We start from the raw sequence: 20,301 nt of genomic DNA on the forward strand, positions 1-20,301 counted from the left end.
CGTGATGAAATAAATAATGAGGCCGGATGGAAACATCCGGCCTTTTTGCTTTTTCAAAGAGGCAGTGAAAAACAGGTGGAAGGATTGAAAATACAAAGATGAGTTGAAAATTCATATTATTGGATGTTAGCTGACGAAAACTGATTGGTTTCTGATCAGACAGAAGCAACAGGAGAGATTATGAATAAGCCTGTCTTTATTGCGCAGACGGAAATTTCCTCAGCGCAGCCTGAAAAAATATTTGAAAACCTGTGGTCCGGTTACGCTGAGCATTATCCGGTGGAACGCGATGACAATAAGGCCACGATTGCCTTGCAGATGGGCATTGCAAAACTGACGCTAGAGCAAGGGCATCTGGCTGTTGTGACAGAGGCCAAGAATGAGAGCGATCTGTCTTATCTGAAATTCGCTGTCGCTGAAGGCATTATCCACCATGCAGCCGGAGAGGCGTTGAATTTCCGCTGGGAAGGTGATGGTGCCGGTGAGGGCAGTCTGCCGCCGTTTTTCCGGGAGATGACAGTGATTGGTGTGCAGAATGTAACGCCGCATATGCGCCGTATACGCCTGCGTGGCGATGATCTGGCACGCTATGCAACCGGTGGTTTGCATGTGCGTCTGGTCTTGCCGCCAAAGCCGCCGTTAAAACCGCAATGGCCGCATTTGGGCGCAGACGGACGACCTGTCTGGCCGGATGGCGAGCAGAAGCTGACCAATCGCGTTTACACGATCCGCACGATCAATGTGGAAGAGAATTGGCTTGATATTGATATGGTCGTGCATCCGAGCACGGACACGGCTCCCGGTACGGAATGGGCGATGCAGGCGCAGATCGGTGATATTATTGGCATGACCGGCCCCGGTGGCGGCGATGCCGGTGAGGCGGATGTCTATATACTGATTGGCGATGAGACAGCATTACCGGCAATTTCCCGCATTCTGGAGCGGTTACCGGCTACAGCGATGGCGACAGTTCGTATTGAAGTGGCAGATGAGGATGAAGAGCAAGTGCTGGAAACAGCGGCCATGCTGGATCTGGAATGGCTGCATCGCAATGGTGCTGAAGCCGGAACGACCTCGCTGTTGATAGATGCGGTGCAGGACGCGGCACCGATGCCGATTGATGGCCAGCGTATCTTTGCATGGGCAGGCTGCGAGTTTGATGCTTTTAAGGCTATTCGTGCCTTTTGGCGCAAAGAATGCGGGCTAAGCCGTGATGATCATATGGCCGTTGCCTATTGGCGCCGTGGCGTTGCAGGGCGCGATTAACAGCCTTCACGAAACAATAATCTGACCATTACTGAAATTAATACAGACGGCAGTGCGATGAAGTATTGCACTGCCGTAGACCTATCAAACGGATTTATCTTTGATCCGTTTGGCCAGACTTTTGGATTTTCTCTTTTTACCGGAAGGGGACGGCGCAGATGGTTCAGCTTTTTCTTGCAGAAGAGCAGGAATAGGTGATGCTTCGCCTTCCTGCGCCGCTGTTTTAATGACCATTTCGGCTGCAAGTTCGCTGATGCTTTCACGCAGCTTATAATCCTGATCGCTCAAGCCACGGCTGTTCGTGCCGGCAATTTTGCTCTGGTGATCCAGCTTTTCCTGTACATCAGAAAGCTCGGTAATCAGTCTGTGCAGTTTTTCTTCAAGCGCCTGATTACGGTGTTTCTCACTCTCTAGAGATGTTTTCAATGCGGTCACCTGAGAAGCCAGTTCTGAATTAATGCTGTTGAGTTGTTTTTTGTCCTGACGCAGATCATTTGCCTCGCGGCGCAGGCGATCTGCCTCAGTGTCTTTTTGCGTTGTTTCCTGACGCAAAGTTTCAGAGAGCTGGTTCAGCGCCTCACTCTGGCGCTGTAACCGGTTATTCTCTGTTATTGCAGCTTCCTGTTTGGCGTGAAGCTGTTTCAAATTGTTTTGCAGTGCTTTTAATTGCTGTTTGTCGTCCTGCAGCTGTATTTTTAAGACTTCCAGCTCTTGCTGCAAAGGCTTAATTTTTTCCAACTCATTGCGATCTGTGCTGATTTTTAGCAGAGCTTGCGTATGTTTTTCGCGGACCTCTGCAGTTTGCATTTCAGCTTTACGCAGGCTTACAGCATGAGCCGCGCGTAACATATCCCGGTCTGCTTCAATGGCAGTGAGGGACATCGGTAATTGTGCTGCCATCTGCTTTTGCCACAGATAATGCGCACGCCGCCAGAACAGCGGCGCAGCCAGCAATATCAGAAAGGCTGCGCATAAAAAGCCCAGCAGAAAAACCAGTACGGATTGTATCACGATCTGCCGATCTCCGGTGCTTTCAGAGGATCATTTGAATGCACTAAAATTTTTTAGAACGGCCTTTATATGCCAAATCAGGCACAGGGCGCTTTCGTCAGAGCCTGTGCCAAAATTCATAGTTGATTGGCACAGGTACAAATATGGCTGTTCTAAAAGCTTAGAACGGGTTCCATGTGGCGGATGGTGTCAGCTTGAGATAGCCGATATTAACGCCGAGGCGGCCACCTACACCGGTACGAACCGGTACCAGCAGAATATTCCCGCGTTTCAGCACGTTAAAGCCCGCGCCGGCAATAATATAGGCCGAACCGGAAACACCGGCATAGCGGCCATAGAGCATGTTCACATCATCCAGATTGTAAACCAGCATCATGACACGCGAACCCTGACCGCCAAAGTCCCAGCCGAGGGACGGGCCTTGCCAGAATGTTTTGTGATCACCAGCGTTTTTTGTATAGAGCGTGCCTTCACCATAAGTCAGGCCGCCGACAAAGGCGCCGGAACCTTCTTCACCCAGAATATAGCCGTTTGGCAGGCCGTAACTCTGGAATACCTTCTCAATTGCGGAAGCAACGCCGCCCGAAGTCGAGCCAAAAAAACGATGACCGGAGGCAACAATTTCCTCCATGCTGAAGCCTTCAGCAGCTTTGGCCTGTTGCGGCAAAACGCTGATCAGAGCCATGAATCCTATTATGGCCGATGCAAGACGCATGCGGAAAGAGGACAAGTTTAAGGTAGCCATTAAAAATTCCTTCTGGCTGCTTGGCTCATTCTGTCTGACACGGACAATCAACACTCCTGACGGAAATGACTAATCCTGCTCCTTAAACATGCGCGAATTGTTGCGCATATGCTTAAATCCCTGTCCGGATGAGCAATTCTGATGATGGCTCTGTCCGGTGTGCATCCGCTTTTCATTCCGGGATGCTTCATGTGCGAAAACGATTTTTGTTGTTTTCTGCACGGCTATGACGCTCATTGTGCGTCAAAAACCTTGTCGAATTGTTTATATGAAAAATTGTCCTTTCAATGACTTAATGAAAAAGCATTAAAATTGTTTTTGTCGCGTTATTTGGTAATCATTAAGCCTCTTCGCGCATAATTGCGGCACAGGGATACACTAATATCCTTTTAGCAGTTTGTGTTCCGGTGATTCGTTTAACGATGTGACAAATCTTTGCCCGTAAACTGAACCGGAATGTTTGAGTTGAGCCTGCCTGCGGGCAGATATGAAATTTGGAGATGCAATCAATGGCCTTGCCTGTTGTTCTTTCTGCGGTTGATTTGGGTGCATTGCTGTGCAGCCGCATTTGCCATGACATTATTTCACCGGTTGGCGCGATTAATAATGGTCTGGAACTGCTGGAAGAGGGCGGTGCGGATGAAGATGCGATGGCGCTGATTGCTGCCAGCGCGCGCAATGCATCTGCCCGTTTACAATTTGCCCGTATCGCTTTTGGCGCTGCCGGTTCTGCCGGTGTGCAGATTGATACCGGTGATGCGCAAAATGTTGCTACCGCCTATATGGCGAATGAAAAACCTGAATTTACCTGGATCGGTACACGTGCTTTCCTGCCGAAAAATCAGGTTAAATTGCTGCTGAACCTGATCCTGATCGGCATTTCATCCATTCCGCGTGGCGGTAATCTGGATGTGGTGATGGAGGACATGGAAACAGATCCAAAAATCAGCATCAAAACCCGTGGCCGTATGCTGCGGGTCCCGCCAAAATTTAAAGAACTGCATGAAGGTATCGTGCCGGAAGAAGCGATTGATGCCCATGCCGTGCAGCCTTATTACACGCTGCTGCTGGCTGAAGAGGCCGGTATGGAAATCGTGATTGATGTAAGCGAAGAGGAAATTATCTTCCGCGCGCAGAAGGCCGAAGTTGAACCGGCTTTCCAGGGCGATGTTCCTGAAAGTGACGATGGAGCAGTTGCCGCTGATGCCGGTACGCTCGCAGACGATTGATTAAACATAGAATATTGATAAAGCCGCGCAGTGTAAAAACTGCGCGGTTTTTTTTTGTGCCTGTGTTCAGGCAATAAAAAACCCCGCTGAGGCGGGGCTTTTGGCTATCGCTGATGCATAAAAGATTATGCGATTTCGCGATGTTCGATACCATCCTGATCGCGCAGCACATAGCCACGACCCCAGACTGTTTCGATATAGTTCTGGCTGCCGGAAACAGCATCGAGTTTTTTGCGCAGTTTGCAGATGAAAACGTCGATGATTTTCAGTTCCGGTTCGTCCATGCCACCATAAAGGTGATTAAGGAACATTTCCTTGGTCAGGGTTGTGCCCTTACGCAAGGAGAGCAGTTCCAGCATCTGGTATTCTTTGCCGGTAAGGTGAACGCGCTGGCCGCCGACTTCAACAGTCTTGGCATCCAGATTAACGATCAGATCGCCGGTTGTAATAACAGACTGTGCATGGCCTTTCGAACGACGAACGATCGCATGAATACGTGCAATCAGTTCATCTTTATGGAAAGGTTTTGTCATATAGTCGTCAGCGCCGAAGCCGAGGCCCCGAACCTTATCTTCAATGCCAGCCATACCGGACAGGATGAGAATAGGGGTCTTTACCTTGGAAAGGCGCAGTGTGCGGAGCACTTCATAACCTGACATATCCGGCAAGTTGAGATCGAGCAGGATAATATCATAATCGTAGAGCTTACCCAGATCGATGCCTTCTTCGCCCAGATCTGTCGTGTAAACATTGAAGCTCTCTGACTTGAGCATCAACTCGATGCTTTGTGCAATTGCACTATCGTCTTCAATCAAAAGAACGCGCATCTCAGAATCCCTTTTTTCCGCCGCTTAACCTGATCCAGCAGTTAACTGCCTAACAGCACTCGCTTTGAACCAAGTCTGCCACCGAATGGTTAACAAAATATGATTCTCATTGGCAATAGTAAATATGAGTCTTGTAGCATTTTCACTTAACTATTTGAATTTGCAGTATAATCACTCAAAAAATTTCTTAATAAATTAGTTTAAGAAATCGTTATAAGTGATTCAGCAGATTCATTTTTTCAATGTTGCTGAAAAAACACAGCGAATTTACTTAGCCTTAAGTCCTAACCGCTATGATTAACGCAGTACGTAAAGGAATGGTTACCAAAAGCCCGAAATCTTAATTTTTTGTTTCGAAATTAAGTGATTTCTTTGCGTGACAGGGTGGTCGCAGGCGGAATGCCGTCAAAAACTGCCTGTGGAGTTGGTGTTCAAGGAGTAATGCGTATGAAGCCACGTGAAAGTCTTGTCCGGCTGAAACTGTTTCAGGTTAAAGAAAAGCGCCGGCAAATTGGTCAGCTTGATCTGATGATGGGTGAGTTTGAGCGGATGGCCGGTGAGCTTGATGCGCAAATCCAGTCAGAAGAGCGCAAAGCAGGTATTACGGATACAACGCATTTTGCTTATCCGACCTTTGCCAAAGCAGCGCGCCAGCGTCGCGATAATCTTTTTGATTCGATCCGCGATCTGATGTCCCAGAAAGATGCAGCTGAAGCTGACCTTCTGGAAGCCGAAGCCAATCTCGCTCGCGCCGAAGCCCTCGAAACTCGTGACGGCAAGCTCAAAGAGATTGAAGAGGCTCCTGTCTATGATCGTCGCGTCATGATCGGCTAAATATTTCGGTCTGGATTTCGGCTCTGATGGCCTGCAAATGGCGACTTTTTGCGCTTCCGGTGCTCGTGTACCAATAGTACATTCCGCTCCGGTTCTCAAAATTCACCATTTTCGTCTCATCATAACCAAAATCTAACCAGTTCGGCTTCGCTGAGCCGCTCTGATACTATTGGAGCGTGACTGCAGCCCTATCAATGCATAATTCCTTAAACCCCATGGTCTAAGGAATTATGCATTTTTTTGTTTCTGGATCAGGATGTTGGTGAAGGCGAGGGGGCGGTATAAGCCCCTGAAAACAAAGAAAGCCGGAGAGCAGAACTCTCCGGCTTGATCTGTAGAATGCGCCGCTTGCGGCATATCCTTATTTTGTTTTCATCTGCGTCCTTAACGACGAAGATGAAATTAGTGTCTGTATTGTTGAATGCGGGTTGTCCGCAAACCGGCGAGACCATGCTCGTCGATGGACAACTGCCAAGACAGAAACTCTTCGACTGTCAGCGTATAACGCTGACAGGCTTCCTCAAGGCTGAGGAGGCCGCCGCGTACAGCAGCAACAACTTCAGCCTTGCGGCGGATAACCCAGCGCCGTGTATTTGACGGCGGGAGGTCTGCAACGGTGAGCGGACTTCCATCCGGACCGATGACGTACTTTACTCGTGGTCTTACCAGATCGGTCATTGTACTCTCTACACAACACTCAAGGACCTAATCACGCTTCACGATAGCGTCACAGCTTTAAAAAAGAGCTAAGCACTCGGTAAGGCTCTGGTAATAAATAATAATTTTTATTAATCATTAAGTAGAAGAAGCTTGAAAACGCCATATTTTGGTCGTTTTAAGCCTTTTTCGCGTCTTTTCAGGCCAAAAAAAATATTAAAAAAAATGTGTTTAAGCTGCGGCATCTTGGCAAGGCGGGTCACAATGGCCTATATAAGGAGAGAATTTGAAGCAAGATATCGGGCTTTGACCCCGGATATGGATCTAATCATGAAACTGAACAGCCTCGATTTGCCGGGAAAGCCGGAAGATACACGCATTGTTGTTGCAATGTCGGGAGGCGTTGATTCTTCGGTCGTTGCCGGTATTCTCAAACGTGAAGGCTATGATGTTGTTGGTGTAACCCTCCAGCTTTATGATCATGGCGCTGCTGTGCATCGTGCCGGTTCCTGCTGTGCAGGGCAGGACATTGAAGATGCGCGCCGTGTTTCTGAAAGCCTTGGCATCCCGCATTATGTTTTGGATTATGAAGCGCGCTTCCGCGAAGCCGTGATTAATCCTTTTGCCAACAGCTATGTAAGCGGCGAAACACCAATTCCATGTGTAGCCTGTAACCAGACAGTAAAATTTGCTGATCTGCTGGCCACAGCGCGTGATCTGGGCGCGGCAGCACTTGCAACCGGTCACTATATCCGCAGCGGTGCAAACGGCGACCACAGAGCTTTATTCCGCCCTGTAGATGCCGATCGCGATCAGAGCTACTTCCTTTTTGCCACCACGCAGGAGCAGATCGATTATCTGCGTTTCCCGCTGGGCAATCTGCCAAAGGCGCAGGTTCGTGAAATGGCCGAGGAAATGGGTCTGACAGTTGCCAAAAAGCAGGACAGTCAGGACATTTGCTTTGTGCCGCAGGGTAAATATTCCGATATTATCTCCCGTTTGAAGCCGGAAGCGGCGACACGTGGCCATATCGTCCATATTGATGGTCGTGTTCTGGGTGATCATGACGGTATTGTTCATTATACTGTCGGTCAGCGTCGCGGCATTGGTATTGCTACCGGTGAGCCGCTTTATGTGGTGCATCTCGATGCTGCACATGCGCGCGTTATCGTTGGTCCGCGCGAAGCGCTTGAAACCCATAAAGTTTTCCTGCGTGATGTGAACTGGCTGGGTGACGGTTCTCTGGAAGATTTGCCTGCTGAAGGCGTTGAAGTTTTTGCCAAAGTGCGTTCGACACGTCCGCCAAAGCCTGCTGTGCTGCATCACGCTGATGGTCAGACTTGGGTTGAGCTGATTGACGGTGAAAGCGGTATCGCGCCAGGACAGGCCTGCGTGCTCTATTCTGATGACAGCAATACTGCCCGTGTCTTCGGTGGTGGTTTCATTGCTCGCTCGGAACGCGCACCAGAAGCTGAAAAAATGCTGCGCGAACTGACCGGCACCGGTTCAGAAACGGCCTCCAAGTCTATTTCTGCTGCCTGATAAAGCTCTGCACAATCTGAAACACTTAAAACAGCAATCAATCTCCGGATTGATTGCTGTTTTGTTTTGAGCATTCTGAGCAAGGGCTGTCACTGGAGTGCGTCACGTTTAATTGTGGCCACTGCGCTTGCTCTGGTTTCTTTTGACTGTCGCTGATCCACGTGGGTTAATTAAACCAATCCTGCTCTAAGCTAGCCATGTCCAGCTTATAGCTAGCTGTGTTCTCGCCATACGTCACCTTTTCCGATTAAGCTAAGCACCATAAGAAATGGACGTATTGCGGCGTTTCCTTTTCATGCAATTGATTATTTTGTGACGGATTAAGCGGCAGGCGGGCAGTTAATCTGTGAAAATTTGAGCGTATCTTGTTCCGGTGGGGACGCTCGCACTGTCTCTGATCCGAGTGTGTGATTTTGAGGAGCCTGATGCCCGTCAATTATAACACCGGAAGCTGAGGCTGTTATTCTCAAAATTTATATATCTCATCAATAAAATTGAGGGGTCGATTTTTGTGAAAAAAGAACATTGAAATTCATATATTTACAAAAGCTGAAACTTTTATATTCGATCAATTCAATGCAACCTATGATTGTTTGATCGAAATTTTAAGACGTAGTTTTTACTTTTTTATCTTCCGTTGCGATGTCAATATTGGCTGAAATGATAGCGAATATTGAGGTTGCAGATCTTGCTGTTAAGACTGTTAATTTAGTCAGTTTAAAAAGTCAGAGAAAGCTGGAGCGGCTCAGGCAAGACAGTGCAATACCGGAAGCTGTTGCAACATTCAGACTGTCGAACCGGCGTGACATCGGAATGCGTGCCGTTTGCAGCGAGGAGAGCAAGTGGTTTGGCAGTCCTTCGCCCTCTGTGCCCAATAACAGCGCTGTACGGCCTTCCACAGGCAGATCATAGAGAGATTGCGTGCTTTGCGGCGAGAGGGCGATGAGGTTAATTCCCGCCTCAGCCACAGTCTTCACAATATCATCAATCTGGCAGGAATGTGCATAAGGAACCTGCAGAGTTGCGCCGACAGAAACGCGGATTGCTTTACGGTAAAGCGGATCACAGCAGGTTTCATCAAGTAAAACGCAGGCTGCTTCAAAAGCCGCTGCATTACGGAAAATCGAGCCGATATTATCATGATTGGATATGCCGCACAGAATGAGCATCAGGCCATTTTTCGGCATGTGATTAATTAATGTATTGATATCATTCGGAGTTTTACGAATACCAACGGCAAGAACACCACGATGTACATGAAATCCGGCGATCTGATCCATATTCTCAGCGGAAACCACATAGACAGGTACATGTGTAGGACAAATTGACAGAATATCCTGAAGGCCGGCTAATTTATTCTCAGTTATAAGCAGGGACTCCGCTTCAAATTGTGCGGATTGCAGCAGAACGCGCAAAACAACTTTGCCTTCCGCGATAAAACGAGACTGACGCCCTGTCAGATCTCTCTCTTTAATATTGAGATAAGCGCCGAGGCGCTTATCTGCTAGGTCATTGATAAATATGACGGAATTATTCACAGTCTGATTATTCATCTATAAAGATTAAGCGAATGCTTCGCGTCTTCTTTCGCTGCGTTCCAGATAAAGACCGCCTAGCGTTGATAATACCAGTTCAATATGCGGTGATGAAACAACATAATAGATTGTCTGCGCATCGCGTCTTGTTGAAACAAGATTAAGTGCACGCAACTTGGCAAGATGCTGAGACAATGCTGACTGGCTCAGGTCAATTGCTTTCGCAAGACTTCCGACAGACATTTCATTGTGCAGTAACTTACAAAGGATCAACAATCTTTTGTTGTTTGCCAGTGCCGACAAAAAATCTGCGGCCTGATCTGCATTATCAACAAGATTTGCGTATATATTGTCATGTTTCATGTGCAGTCCTACCCCCGTATGACAGCAATTTTGATGATACGCTTATAAGAAAAATATCAGCGCACTATTACAACTACCAATAGAATTAATATTTGCAAGAATTATTTTAAAAGTCTCAGAATAATTACTCTTATTCATGCTGGTGCTGTGGCCTGAAAAACACTTCATATTTTGAACGGGGTGCATTTTCGAAAACGATAAAAAGGGTGTTTTCATTTAAAATGTGACTAAATTTGTATTATAAACAATTCTTGCAGATGAGCCGGAACAGCTGCTTTTGGAAAGCACGACGCGTCAGGAAAGTATGTTTCTAAATAAAACACATTTTTGTGAATTGCCGGTTGTTCGAGCTGTTCAAAGCATTTCCAGTAAAAGTGCGCAGCAGTTTTGCGTAAAGATAATGCGTACAAACAAAATTATAGAGCGGTTCCAACGATTCAATGTTAACTGGAACCGCTCTAAGGATTTCAAACTGTTTGGATATGAGCAATTAATGAGATTGCAGAATATCTTCAGGCTTTAGATGGAACGCTTTGCCAAAACCGCCGTTCAGACCGGCGCTTTCGATGTTGAGCCGGAAAATCACAAAGTCGCCGAGATCAATGTACAGTTTAACTTTAGGACGCTTTTGCAAAAATAAATCTCGCAGGCGCTGATAGCCTTCATGTTGCCGTGTGAATTTCTCCGCCACGCAGGCGAGTGTTATACGCGGATGCACGAGCGGGTCACCTTTATCCGCCGGTTCTCCGAGCAAAAGCGAACAGACCGGATTGGCATCAAGAGCTGGTGTATGCGTGGCGAGACCGGAGGCCAGAAGCAGCGGTGTATTGTCCGTATCTGTGGTAATAGCGACACGGGTGACGCTCGGACGACCAGTGGCAGGATCGAGTACGGCAAGCGATCCGTAAGTTGCATCGGTCAGCAGCCGCAAAGCGAGAGCACGTGCTTCATCGGTAGTCTGTTGAATAACATCTTTCTTTTCACTCATAATCCTGCCTCAGATCTCCATCTTATTGTGGTCTGTCAATGACTTGCGTAACGCAGAGTACGCTTATGCGATTCTGGTCTTGCATCATGCAAAATGCTTCTGCGGGGCATTTTATACATAAAATCATACCGTTATGCTCATGATTTTGAAACGGTTCAATTTGCGAAATTTCTTTTAAATATCAAATATATGTTATTTGCTGCTAATCGTTTAGAAGGGATTTAAATTTCAAGGCGTTGACCTAGACGTAAAATAAACTTGCCTTTTTACCGTACTCAATGCTTCTTTACCGTTCAGACTGCGACGTTAGGGGCGCAGCTTGTTATCGGGTGGAGGCCTATAATGAAATTTCACACTAAACTTCTTGCTGCGACTGCGCTGACTGCTGCCATGATGGCCGGTTACTCAGGCGCGGCATCTGCCAAGACATTTGTCTATTGCTCGCCGGCATCACCGGAGGGTTTTGATCCGGCACCTTATACCGGCGGTGATACTTTTGATGCCGCAGCGCACACGGTCTATAACCGTCTGGTGGAATTCCAGAACGGCACGACCGTTGTTGAGCCAGGTCTTGCTGAAAAGTGGGAAGTCTCTGAAGACGGACTGGAATATACATTCCATCTGCGCAAGGGCGTAAAGTTCCAGACTACGGATTATTTTACACCTAGCCGCGAACTGAATGCGGATGACGTTATCTATTCATTCGACCGTCAGCGTAACAAGGACAATCCTTGGTATGAATATACTGCCGGTATTTCCTATGAATATTTTAACAGCATGGAAATGATCACGCTGATCAAGGACATCGTCAAAGTTGACGATCATACTGTTAAATTCGTGCTGACCCGTCCTGAAGCACCGTTCCTCGCTAATATTGCGATGCCATTCGTTTCGATCATGTCGAAAGAATATATGGATAAGCTGGCAGCTGACGGCAAGAAAGAAAACCTGAACCAGTTCCCTGTGGGCACCGGTCCGTTTACTTTCGTTGCTTATCAGAAAGATGCGGTTATCCGTTATAAAGCCAACCCGGATTTCTGGGGTGAAAAGCAGAAGATCGATGATCTGGTCTTTGCGATCACCACTGACGCTTCTGTGCGTGCGCAGAAGCTCAAAGCAGGTGAATGTCATCTGATGTCCTATCCGGCACCTGCTGACATTAAAGGCCTTCAGGAAGATAAAAACCTGAAAGTTGATGAGCAAGCTGGTCTGAATATCGCTTATTTTGCCTATAACACCCTTGTTGCGCCTTTTGATAAGCCGGAAGTGCGTAAGGCGCTCAATCAGGCTGTTAACAAGCAGGCAATTATTGATGCTGTGTTCCAGGGCTCCGGTCAGGTAGCGAAGAACCCGATCCCGCCGACAATGTGGGGCTATAATAACGCGATTGAAGACGACAAGTATGATCCGGAAGCCGCTAAAAAGGCTCTGGAAGCTGCCGGTGTAAAAGATCTGAACATGAAGCTCTGGGCGATGCCTGTCAGCCGTCCATATATGCCGAATGCGCGCCGTACTGCTGAACTGATGCAGGCTGACTTTGAAAAAGTTGGCGTAAAAGCTGAAATCGTATCGATGGAATGGGGTGAATATCTCAAGAAATCGGGCGAAAAAGACCGCGATGGTGCAGTTATTCTCGGCTGGACCGGTGATAATGGTGATCCGGATAACTTCCTCGGCGTATTGCTTGGTTGCGCAGGTGTTGGTGGTAACAACCGTGCACAGTTCTGCTATCAGCCGTTTGAAGATCTGATCCAGAAGGCAAAAATTACTTCCGATCAGGCAGAACGCGTGAAGCTGTATGAACAGGCTCAGGTTATCTTCAAGGAACAGGCTCCTTGGAATACACTGGCTCACTCGACGGTTTATGTCCCTATGTCAGCTAAGGTTACAGGCTTCAAAATGAGCCCTCTCGGCGATTACCGTTTCGACGGTGTTGATATTTCCGAGTAACCGCTAAAGGAGAATGACCGGGCGCTGGATGAGAAAATTCAGCGCCCGGTCTTGCTATATTCATGATACGATTCATTTTAAGCAAAATTGCCTATTTGATACCGACATTTTTCGGTATCACTATTCTGGCTTTCGGTTTTGTGCGCGTTTTGCCGGGTGATCCGGTTCTGTTGATGGCAGGGGAACGCGGCGTTTCTCCGGAGCGGCATGCGGAACTGATGAAACAGTTCGGTTTTGATCAACCGCTGTGGCAGCAGTATCTGGATTACATCTGGAACCTGCTTCATGGTGACTTTGGTATGTCCATGGTTACCAAAAAACCGGTTATCGCAGAATTCCTTACACTTTTCCCTGCAACAGTCGAATTAGCATTTTGTGCTATTATTCTGGCTGTTCTTATTGGTATTCCTGCTGGTGTATTTGCCGCTGTTAAGCGCGGCTCGTGGTTCGATCAGACATCCATGGGTGTGGCACTGGTCGGTTATTCGATGCCGATTTTCTGGTGGGGCCTGCTGCTTATCATCCTGTTTTCGGGTATTCTGCAGTGGACACCGGTATCGGGGCGTATTTCGCTGATGTATTTCTTCCCGCCGGTCACAGGTTTTATGTTGATTGACAGTCTTCTGTCCGGACAAAAAGGTGCTTTCGCATCAGCTGTTTCACATCTGATTTTGCCGACAGTGGTACTGGCAACTATTCCGATGGCGGTCATTGCCCGACAGACCCGTTCCGCGATGCTGGAAGTACTGGGCGAGGATTACGTTCGCACAGCACGTGCTAAAGGTCTTGGCCAGCGCCGTGTTATCGGTATGCATGCCCTGCGTAATGCACTCATTCCGGTTATTACCACAATCGGTTTGCAGGTAGGCGTATTGCTGGGCGGTGCGATCCTGACTGAAACTATTTTCTCCTGGCCGGGGATCGGCAAATGGATGATCGACAGTATTTTCCGTCGTGACTATCCGTCTGTTCAGGGCGGTTTGCTCCTGATCGCGATTCTTGTGATGGTTGTTAATCTGGCTGTTGATTTGCTCTACGGCTTAATCAACCCACGCATCCGGCATAAGTGAGGTTTCCAATGAGTAATTCTACTGTACCACTGGAAAAGCCGGTTGATGTGTCGTTCCGACGTCAGCTTGCAGATTTCTGGTTTTACTTCAGTGTTAACCGCGGCGCGGTTATCGGACTGTTTGTTTTTGTAACGCTGGTGCTGGTGGCTGTTTTTGCCCCTTTGCTGGCGCCGCATGACCCGACGCAGCAATATCGCGATGCGTTGCTGACTCCGCCGGTATGGCAGGAGGGCGGTAAGGCTGCCTATCTGCTCGGTACTGATGCGGTTGGCCGTGATGTGCTCTCCCGATTGATCTACGGGTCACAATATTCGCTGTTTATCGGTCTGGTTGTTGTTGTGCTATCGCTGGTTTCCGGTGTGACTGTCGGTCTCATCGCCGGTTTCTTCGGTGGCGTGGTTGATACAATCATTATGCGCGTGATGGATATCATCCTGTCTTTCCCGTCGCTTATTCTGGCGCTGGTTCTGGTGGCCATTCTCGGACCTGGTCTGATGAATGCGATGATTGCGATTGCTCTGGTTTTGCAGCCGCATTTTGCACGCCTGACCCGTGCAGCAGTTATGGCAGAAAAGAACCGTGAATATGTGGTTGCAGCCCGTCTGGCCGGTGCCAGCCGTCTGCGTCTGATGTTCAAGACCATCTTGCCAAATTGCATGGCGCCGCTGATCGTGCAGGGCACTTTGTCCTTCTCCAATGCGATCCTTGATGCCGCGGCTCTTGGCTTCCTTGGTATGGGTGCACAGCCGCCGACACCGGAATGGGGCACAATGCTTGCCGAAGCGCGTGAGTTCATCACCCGTGCATGGTGGGTTGTGACCTTTCCGGGGCTTGCCATTCTGATCACTGTTCTGGCCATTAATCTGGTTGGTGACGGTATGCGCGATGCGCTTGATCCAAAACTGAAGAGGAGCTGACGATGGCTCTTTTGGAAATTAAAAACCTGACAGTAGCTTTTGATACATCGACAGGTGCGTTTAAAGCGGTGGATGGCATCGATATTTCTGTCGATGCCGGTGAAGTGCTGGCGATTGTCGGTGAATCCGGTTCCGGTAAATCTGTCGGTATGCTGGCAGTGATGGGGCTGTTGCCTAAAACGGCAACTGTTACTGCTGACAAGATGGAATTTGACGGACGTGATCTGCTCAAAATGAGCGATAAAGAACGCCGTGCAATTATCGGTCGTGAAATCTCGATGATTTTTCAGGAGCCGATTGCCAGTCTCAATCCGTGCTTTACCGTTGGCTTTCAGCTTGAAGAAGTTCTGCGCTTTCATCTCGGAATGGGCAAGGCGCAGCGCCGTGCCCGCGCCATTGAATTGCTGGAACTGGTTGGTATCCGTGATGCTGGGGATCGCCTTGGCAGCTATCCACATCAGATGTCCGGTGGTCAGTGTCAGCGCGTTATGATTGCCATCGCGATTGCCTGCAATCCGAAGTTGCTGATCGCAGATGAGCCGACAACAGCACTTGATGTGACCATTCAGAAGCAGATTCTGGATCTGCTGATGCGGTTGCAGGAAGAGCATGGCATGGGGCTGATCATGATTACGCATGACATGGGTGTTGTGGCAGAAACCGCAGACCGTGTGATTGTGCAGTATAAAGGCCATAAAATGGAAGATGCGGATGTGCTCTCCTTGTTCGAGAACCCGCAAAATCCTTATACGAAAGCTCTGCTTTCAGCCTTACCGGAAAATGCGACCGGTGACCGTTTGCCAACGGTTTCTGATTTTGTCCTGCAAAATGCCGCATCGTCAGGAGCAGCCCTATGAGTGAGATCGTTCTTGAAGCCCGTAACATCGTGCGGGATTATCACAGCGGCGGCGGATTGTTCTCCAAGGCAAAAACCGTTCATGCGGTGAAGAATGTCAGCTTCTCAGTAGAGAAGGGCAAGACATTGGCGATTGTCGGTGAAAGTGGTTGCGGTAAGTCAACACTTGCCCGCATCTTGACTTTGATTGATCCGCAGACATCCGGTGAATTGCTGATTGACGGGCATCCGGTGAATATTGCGACTGATGGCCTGACCCGCGAAATGCGCCAGCGTGTGCAGATCGTGTTTCAGAACCCTTATGGTTCGCTTAATCCGCGCCAGAAGATCGGTGATGTGCTGGCAGAACCGCTTTTGCTGAACACCAATCTGTCCGCAAAAGAGCGTCAGGAAAAAGCGATGCAGATGCTGCTCAAGGTCGGTCTTGGCCGTGAGCATTTCAATCGCTATCCGCATATGTTCTCCGGTGGTCAGCGTCAGCGTATTGCGATTGCCCGCGCTTTGATGCTCAGCCCGCGTCTGCTGGTTCTCGATGAGCCGGTGTCGGCGCTCGATCTGTCCGTACAGGCGCAGGTGCTGAACCTTCTTGCCGATTTGCAGGAAGAGTTTGACCTGACCTATGTCTTCATCAGCCATGACCTGTCAGTGGTGCGCTATATCGCTGACGAAGTGATGGTGATGTATTACGGTGAAGTGGTTGAATACGGCACACGTGATGATGTGTTCAATAATCCGCGTCACGACTATACCAAGAAGCTGTTTGCGGCCACACCGCGCTCGGATGTTGAAAGTATCCGTCAGCGTGTTGCAGAACGTGCGAAAAAACGCTCTGCTGCTTAGTGCGCATCCCGAAAAGTGTGAAACGGTTTTCGGATAAGATGCGCTTTAATAAAGCAGATTAGATAATGAAAACGCCGCGCTGATTGCTCAGCGCGGCGTTTTTATATTAAGATTTAGACTTCATTTCTGATGGCGGGTCAGGCTGCGCACCACATCATCCGCAGAGATTTTGCCGACAATTGCGCCATTATGCACCACACCAACATCGCCATTATTGCGCACCATCGCCTGCATAATATCCTGAATAGGGGTATCCGGCTTGGCCGTTGCTGCGAAAGGACGCGGCGGTGCACTACGGTCAAGTGCTGACATGATGTCGGCAGCCAACAAGACACTGAGCGGGTTCATATTGGCGACGAAGTCCGCGACATAATCATTGGCCGGTTTGCTGAGAATATCCTGCCCGTTGCCACACTGAATGATACGACCGCCTTCCATGATGGCGATGCGGTTGCCGAGTTTCATTGCTTCATCCAGATCATGGCTGACAAAGACGATGGTCTTTTTCAGATGATCTTGCAAATGTAATAATTCATCCTGCAAACGTGCGCGGATCAGAGGATCAAGCGCGGAGAATGGCTCATCCATCAACAGGATCGGAGCGCCGGTAGCAAAAGCGCGGGCAAGACCGACACGCTGCTGCATGCCGCCGGACAATTCCCCGACTTTGCGTGTTGCCCAGTCCTGTAGGCCTACCAATTCAAGCTGATGTGCGACTGCTTCTGCACGTTCCTGCTTTTTAAGTCCTGCAATTTCCAAACCGAAGCCGACATTATCTGCGACTGTGCGCCAAGGCAGCAGGCCGAATTGCTGGAACACCATCGAGATCAGATGGGTACGCAGATAGCGCAATTCTTTTGTACCGGTATCCGTGACATTAAACGCCTGATTATCGTGATAAACAGTGACACAACCGCGGCTGATCGGGGTGAGGCGGTTGATGGCGCGCAATAATGTGGATTTTCCGGAACCGGACAAGCCCATCAGAACGAGTAATTCGCCCTCACGGATATCCAGTGAACAATTATGAACACCAAGGATATGTCCGGTTTCTTCCTGAATTTCTGTCCGACTAAAGCCCTGATCAGCAAGATCAAGCGCACGATCCGTCTTATTGCCGAAAACAATACTGATATTTTGAAGACTGATTGAAGCCATGATTATTTTTCCCTGCCCGGACGGAAGATGCGGTCGAGAATAATAGCGACAACAACAATGACTAATCCGGCTTCAAAGCCCAGTGCGGTATTCACGGAGTTCAATGCGCGTACGACCGGCACGCCAAGACCATTGGCGCCAACGAGCGCAGCAATCACGACCATCGACAAAGACAGCATAATGGTCTGTGTGAGACCTGCCAGAATTTGCGGCATGGCGTAAGGCAGTTCAATTTTCCAGAGCAATTGGCGACGGGATGCACCGAATGCCTCACCGGCTTCTTTCAAATGCGATGGTGTTGAAGAAATACCGAGATGGGTCAGGCGCACAGGGGCGGGCAGGACAAAAATTGCTGTGGCCAGCAGCCCCGGTACCATACCAATGCCGAAAAATACAATCGCCGGAATGAGATAGACAAAGGTTGGCAAAGTCTGCATCAGATCGAGGATCGGGCGCAGTACTGCATAGAGTTTTGGCCGGTGCGCGGAGGCAATACCAAGCGGTACGCCGAGCGCCATGCAGATAAAACAGGCTGAGAGAACCAGTGTCAGGGTTTCCAGTGTCTGATCCCAGTAGCCCTGATTGAGAATAAACAAAAAGCCCAGAATAGTCAGGACAACAGTCGAGATTTTACGCTGCAAACCCCATGCGATGGCTGCAAAAATCGCAATCAATATAAAGGGATGCGGAAATTTCAATACGGCCAGCAAGCCGTCAATCAAAGTCTGCATAACGGCGGCAATACCGTCGAACAGCCAGCTCAGATTTTCAGTTAACCAGGTGACAGCATTTTTTGCCGTGCGCCCGACGGGAATTTTTTGTGAAGTCAGCCAGTCCAAAAGTCAGGCCCCCGTTTCCTGTCAGTATAGTCCGGAGCATATCCGGTTGAAAAATAATCGAAAATACTGCTGTCAATCTGAAGCAGCTACTCTGAAGTTCAGAGCAGCTGCTTTTATCGGTAATATTTAAAGGCCGAAAGCTGCTTTCACAGTTGCCAGTCCGTCCTTACCATCCAGTGTGGTGACGTCTTTCAGCCACGGGCTGAGCGCATCCGGATTGGCCTTGACCCATGCAGTTGCTGCTTTTGCCGGATCTTCACCATCATCAAGAATTTGACCCATGATCTGGTTTTCCATTTCAAGGGTGAACTCAAGATTGGTCAGGAATTTTCCGACATTCGGGCATTGCTCGGTGTAGCCGTTCCAGACATTGGTTTCGACTTTTGCACCGCCGAGGTTCGGACCAAAGAACTCATCGCCGCCTTCGAGATAGCGCATATCAAAGCGCGAGTTCATCGGATGCGGTTCCCAGCCTAAGAAGACCACAGGCTTCTTAGCTTTAATATCCTTGGCGACTTGTGCCAGCATGCCCTGTTCTGAGGATTCCGCGAGATCAAAACCTTTGAGGTCAAAGGCACCTTTGGAAATCATGTCGAGAATCAGACGGTTGCCGTCATTGCCCGGTTCAATGCCATAGATTTTATTGCCGAGCTTGTCTTTGAACTTGGCGATATCAGAGAAGTTTTTGAGCCCCTCATCATAGGCAAATGCAGGGACTGCCAATGTGTATTTTGCGCCGGTCAGATTGGTGCGCAGGGTAATAACAGTTTTATCATCAAGATAAGGCTGCAAATCCGCAGCCATTGACGGGTTCCAGAAGCCGAGGAACACATCAATATCTTTCTTGCTCAGTGATGCATAGGTCACCGGCACAGACAGAATTTTGATATCAGTTTTATAGCCGAGTGCTTTGAGAATTTCTGTTGTGACGGCAGTGGTCGAGGTAATATCTGTCCAGCCGACATCAGAAAAACGGATGGTTGAGCAGGCTTCAGGTTCCGCAGCCATTGTACCGGAACTGCCGGCGAAAAAGGCGGCGCAGCTCAACGCCAGAGCTGCAGCCCGGGTTTTCGTCATCGACAATTTGGTTGGGTACAGCTGTTTTGCTGACTGGAAATGCATGAATCTCTCCATTGACCGGATTATATTTATTTATCACAGAGCATTTCCGCTTCCCCGAAACTGCTCTGTTGTTTGTATTTATGCAGTTTGACAGAAAACCGCAGCACAGTTTTGTGCGACATGTTCCGGCCCCTCAAAGTTAAACAAGCATCAAAGTCCGGAGTCTTCAAGCTGTTTTGTTCCTCTAGAATCCGCAAACACGACAATTAAAGTCGGAATGAGGCAGGCTAAAAATAATATGCAGTAATTTCAAGGCTAAAGCTGAAAATTAAATTCAGAATCACCATTGAATGCCGGATGCGCCGTTTTATATCCCGATAAGAATAACTAAATTGACGGTAAGGATTGTGCCGCAATATCTGCGCTGTCTGTGAGACAGTTGCAGAGTTTGAAGTGCATTGCCGGATCTGCGGCATTCAGGATTTTAAAAATCCGGTGCTGTTGCGTATTTCTGTGAAACTATGCAAGGGTTTACGGGAAAAATGTTTTGTCCGGTTTCAGGCTGATCAGCATGCCGGATATGAGCTGAAATAAAGGACAAGGCCGTGAGGA

General features: G+C 48.6%; 18 protein-coding genes and 1 pseudogene. 9 read left to right on the top strand and 10 right to left on the bottom strand.

The features are described from left to right. Positions 1-180 precede the first annotated feature (180 nt). The gene (locus tag DFR47_RS11760; protein WP_113944622.1) at positions 181-1,266 is read left to right on the top strand and encodes a siderophore-interacting protein; all 1,086 of its coding nucleotides are present in this window, start codon (positions 181-183) and stop codon (positions 1,264-1,266) included. 84 nt (positions 1,267-1,350) lie between these two features. On the opposite strand, the gene DFR47_RS11765 is transcribed toward DFR47_RS11760, so the two are convergent. Beyond that, entirely contained in the window at positions 1,351-2,277 is a 927-nt protein-coding gene (locus DFR47_RS11765; protein WP_113944623.1) for a coiled-coil domain-containing protein, read from the bottom strand. Positions 2,278-2,437: 160 nt separating this feature from the next. Next, complete coding sequence (locus DFR47_RS11770) at positions 2,438-3,022, bottom strand: DUF1134 domain-containing protein (RefSeq protein ID WP_113944624.1); 585 nt, start codon at positions 3,020-3,022, stop codon at positions 2,438-2,440. 509 nt (positions 3,023-3,531) lie between these two features. Here DFR47_RS11770 and chpT point away from each other — a divergent pair. Next, positions 3,532-4,158, top strand: a pseudogene (gene chpT, locus DFR47_RS11775) (histidine phosphotransferase ChpT); the annotation flags it as partial. Positions 4,159-4,376: 218 nt separating this feature from the next. Here the strand turns inward: chpT and ctrA are convergent. Continuing rightward, positions 4,377-5,078 carry a response regulator transcription factor CtrA gene (ctrA, locus tag DFR47_RS11780; protein ID WP_113944626.1) on the bottom strand — a complete coding sequence of 234 codons (702 nt, stop codon included), beginning with the start codon at positions 5,076-5,078 and terminating at the stop codon, positions 4,377-4,379. Positions 5,079-5,525: 447 nt separating this feature from the next. On the opposite strand from ctrA, the gene DFR47_RS11785 reads away from it, so the two are divergent. Next, on the top strand, positions 5,526-5,912 hold the full coding sequence (locus DFR47_RS11785; protein WP_113944986.1) for a flagellar export protein FliJ: 387 nt from the start codon (positions 5,526-5,528) through the stop codon (positions 5,910-5,912). A gap of 402 nt (positions 5,913-6,314) precedes the next feature. On the opposite strand, the gene sciP is transcribed toward DFR47_RS11785, so the two are convergent. Then, positions 6,315-6,590: a CtrA inhibitor SciP gene (gene sciP, locus DFR47_RS11790; protein ID WP_075655983.1), complete on the bottom strand. Its 276-nt coding sequence runs from the start codon at positions 6,588-6,590 to the stop codon at positions 6,315-6,317. A gap of 309 nt (positions 6,591-6,899) precedes the next feature. On the opposite strand from sciP, the gene mnmA reads away from it, so the two are divergent. Continuing rightward, positions 6,900-8,111 (top strand): tRNA 2-thiouridine(34) synthase MnmA, encoded by a 1,212-nt coding sequence (mnmA, locus tag DFR47_RS11795; protein WP_210207309.1) that lies wholly within the window; start codon positions 6,900-6,902, stop codon positions 8,109-8,111. A 725-nt stretch (positions 8,112-8,836) separates the two neighbouring features. Here mnmA and DFR47_RS11800 read toward each other — a convergent pair. The 3 genes from DFR47_RS11800 to DFR47_RS11810 form a co-directional block, all read right to left on the bottom strand. Next, the gene (locus tag DFR47_RS11800) at positions 8,837-9,664 is read right to left on the bottom strand and encodes a TrmH family RNA methyltransferase (RefSeq protein ID WP_113944627.1); all 828 of its coding nucleotides are present in this window, start codon (positions 9,662-9,664) and stop codon (positions 8,837-8,839) included. Between the two features lie 9 nt (positions 9,665-9,673). After that, the gene (locus DFR47_RS11805; protein ID WP_113944628.1) at positions 9,674-10,009 is read right to left on the bottom strand and encodes an ArsR/SmtB family transcription factor; all 336 of its coding nucleotides are present in this window, start codon (positions 10,007-10,009) and stop codon (positions 9,674-9,676) included. A 490-nt stretch (positions 10,010-10,499) separates the two neighbouring features. Next, entirely contained in the window at positions 10,500-10,997 is a 498-nt protein-coding gene (locus DFR47_RS11810) for a HugZ family pyridoxamine 5'-phosphate oxidase (protein WP_113944629.1), read from the bottom strand. A gap of 342 nt (positions 10,998-11,339) precedes the next feature. Here DFR47_RS11810 and DFR47_RS11815 point away from each other — a divergent pair, with 342 nt between their 5' ends. From DFR47_RS11815 to DFR47_RS11835, 5 genes are all read left to right on the top strand, one after another. Further along, entirely contained in the window at positions 11,340-12,947 is a 1,608-nt protein-coding gene (locus DFR47_RS11815; protein WP_113944630.1) for an ABC transporter substrate-binding protein, read from the top strand. A 62-nt stretch (positions 12,948-13,009) separates the two neighbouring features. Continuing rightward, a complete protein-coding gene (locus DFR47_RS11820) occupies positions 13,010-14,017 on the top strand; it encodes an ABC transporter permease subunit (RefSeq protein WP_113944631.1) in 1,008 nt (335 codons plus the stop codon). An 8-nt stretch (positions 14,018-14,025) separates the two neighbouring features. Beyond that, entirely contained in the window at positions 14,026-14,934 is a 909-nt protein-coding gene (locus tag DFR47_RS11825; RefSeq protein WP_113944632.1) for an ABC transporter permease subunit, read from the top strand. Between the two features lie 2 nt (positions 14,935-14,936). Next, the gene (locus tag DFR47_RS11830) at positions 14,937-15,791 is read left to right on the top strand and encodes an ABC transporter ATP-binding protein (RefSeq protein ID WP_113944633.1); all 855 of its coding nucleotides are present in this window, start codon (positions 14,937-14,939) and stop codon (positions 15,789-15,791) included. After that, a complete protein-coding gene (locus DFR47_RS11835) occupies positions 15,788-16,630 on the top strand; it encodes a dipeptide ABC transporter ATP-binding protein (protein ID WP_113944634.1) in 843 nt (280 codons plus the stop codon). Before DFR47_RS11830 ends, DFR47_RS11835 begins: the two co-directional genes overlap by 4 nt. A gap of 120 nt (positions 16,631-16,750) precedes the next feature. On the opposite strand, the gene choV is transcribed toward DFR47_RS11835, so the two are convergent. The 3 genes from choV to DFR47_RS11850 all read right to left on the bottom strand — a co-directional run bounded on the left by choV (position 16,751) and on the right by DFR47_RS11850 (position 19,635). Then, the gene (gene choV / locus DFR47_RS11840) at positions 16,751-17,788 is read right to left on the bottom strand and encodes a choline ABC transporter ATP-binding protein (protein ID WP_113944635.1); all 1,038 of its coding nucleotides are present in this window, start codon (positions 17,786-17,788) and stop codon (positions 16,751-16,753) included. A gap of 2 nt (positions 17,789-17,790) precedes the next feature. After that, the gene (gene choW, locus DFR47_RS11845) at positions 17,791-18,627 is read right to left on the bottom strand and encodes a choline ABC transporter permease subunit (protein WP_113944636.1); all 837 of its coding nucleotides are present in this window, start codon (positions 18,625-18,627) and stop codon (positions 17,791-17,793) included. A 126-nt stretch (positions 18,628-18,753) separates the two neighbouring features. Continuing rightward, a complete protein-coding gene (locus DFR47_RS11850; protein ID WP_245416557.1) occupies positions 18,754-19,635 on the bottom strand; it encodes a choline ABC transporter substrate-binding protein in 882 nt (293 codons plus the stop codon). Between the last annotated feature and the right edge of the window lie 666 nt (positions 19,636-20,301).

Source organism: Pseudochrobactrum asaccharolyticum (genome assembly GCF_003314995.1).
GTDB lineage: Bacteria > Pseudomonadota > Alphaproteobacteria > Rhizobiales > Rhizobiaceae > Pseudochrobactrum > Pseudochrobactrum asaccharolyticum.

Bases quoted from the DNA above. Each gene is read 5' to 3' on its own strand.
- DFR47_RS11760 (WP_113944622.1), top strand. From the start codon at position 181: ATGAATAAGCCTGTCTTTATTGCGCAGACGGAAATTTCCTCAGCGCAG.
- DFR47_RS11770 (WP_113944624.1), bottom strand. From the start codon at position 3,022: ATGGCTACCTTAAACTTGTCCTCTTTCCGCATGCGTCTTGCATCGGCC.
- ctrA (WP_113944626.1), bottom strand. From the start codon at position 5,078: ATGCGCGTTCTTTTGATTGAAGACGATAGTGCAATTGCACAAAGCATC.
- DFR47_RS11785 (WP_113944986.1), top strand. From the start codon at position 5,526: ATGAAGCCACGTGAAAGTCTTGTCCGGCTGAAACTGTTTCAGGTTAAA.
- sciP (WP_075655983.1), bottom strand. From the start codon at position 6,590: ATGACCGATCTGGTAAGACCACGAGTAAAGTACGTCATCGGTCCGGAT.
- mnmA (WP_210207309.1), top strand. From the start codon at position 6,900: ATGAAACTGAACAGCCTCGATTTGCCGGGAAAGCCGGAAGATACACGC.
- DFR47_RS11800 (WP_113944627.1), bottom strand. From the start codon at position 9,664: ATGAATAATCAGACTGTGAATAATTCCGTCATATTTATCAATGACCTA.
- DFR47_RS11805 (WP_113944628.1), bottom strand. From the start codon at position 10,009: ATGAAACATGACAATATATACGCAAATCTTGTTGATAATGCAGATCAG.
- DFR47_RS11810 (WP_113944629.1), bottom strand. From the start codon at position 10,997: ATGAGTGAAAAGAAAGATGTTATTCAACAGACTACCGATGAAGCACGT.
- DFR47_RS11815 (WP_113944630.1), top strand. From the start codon at position 11,340: ATGAAATTTCACACTAAACTTCTTGCTGCGACTGCGCTGACTGCTGCC.
- DFR47_RS11820 (WP_113944631.1), top strand. From the start codon at position 13,010: ATGATACGATTCATTTTAAGCAAAATTGCCTATTTGATACCGACATTT.
- DFR47_RS11825 (WP_113944632.1), top strand. From the start codon at position 14,026: ATGAGTAATTCTACTGTACCACTGGAAAAGCCGGTTGATGTGTCGTTC.
- DFR47_RS11830 (WP_113944633.1), top strand. From the start codon at position 14,937: ATGGCTCTTTTGGAAATTAAAAACCTGACAGTAGCTTTTGATACATCG.
- DFR47_RS11835 (WP_113944634.1), top strand. From the start codon at position 15,788: ATGAGTGAGATCGTTCTTGAAGCCCGTAACATCGTGCGGGATTATCAC.
- choV (WP_113944635.1), bottom strand. From the start codon at position 17,788: ATGGCTTCAATCAGTCTTCAAAATATCAGTATTGTTTTCGGCAATAAG.
- DFR47_RS11850 (WP_245416557.1), bottom strand. From the start codon at position 19,635: ATGGCTGCGGAACCTGAAGCCTGCTCAACCATCCGTTTTTCTGATGTC.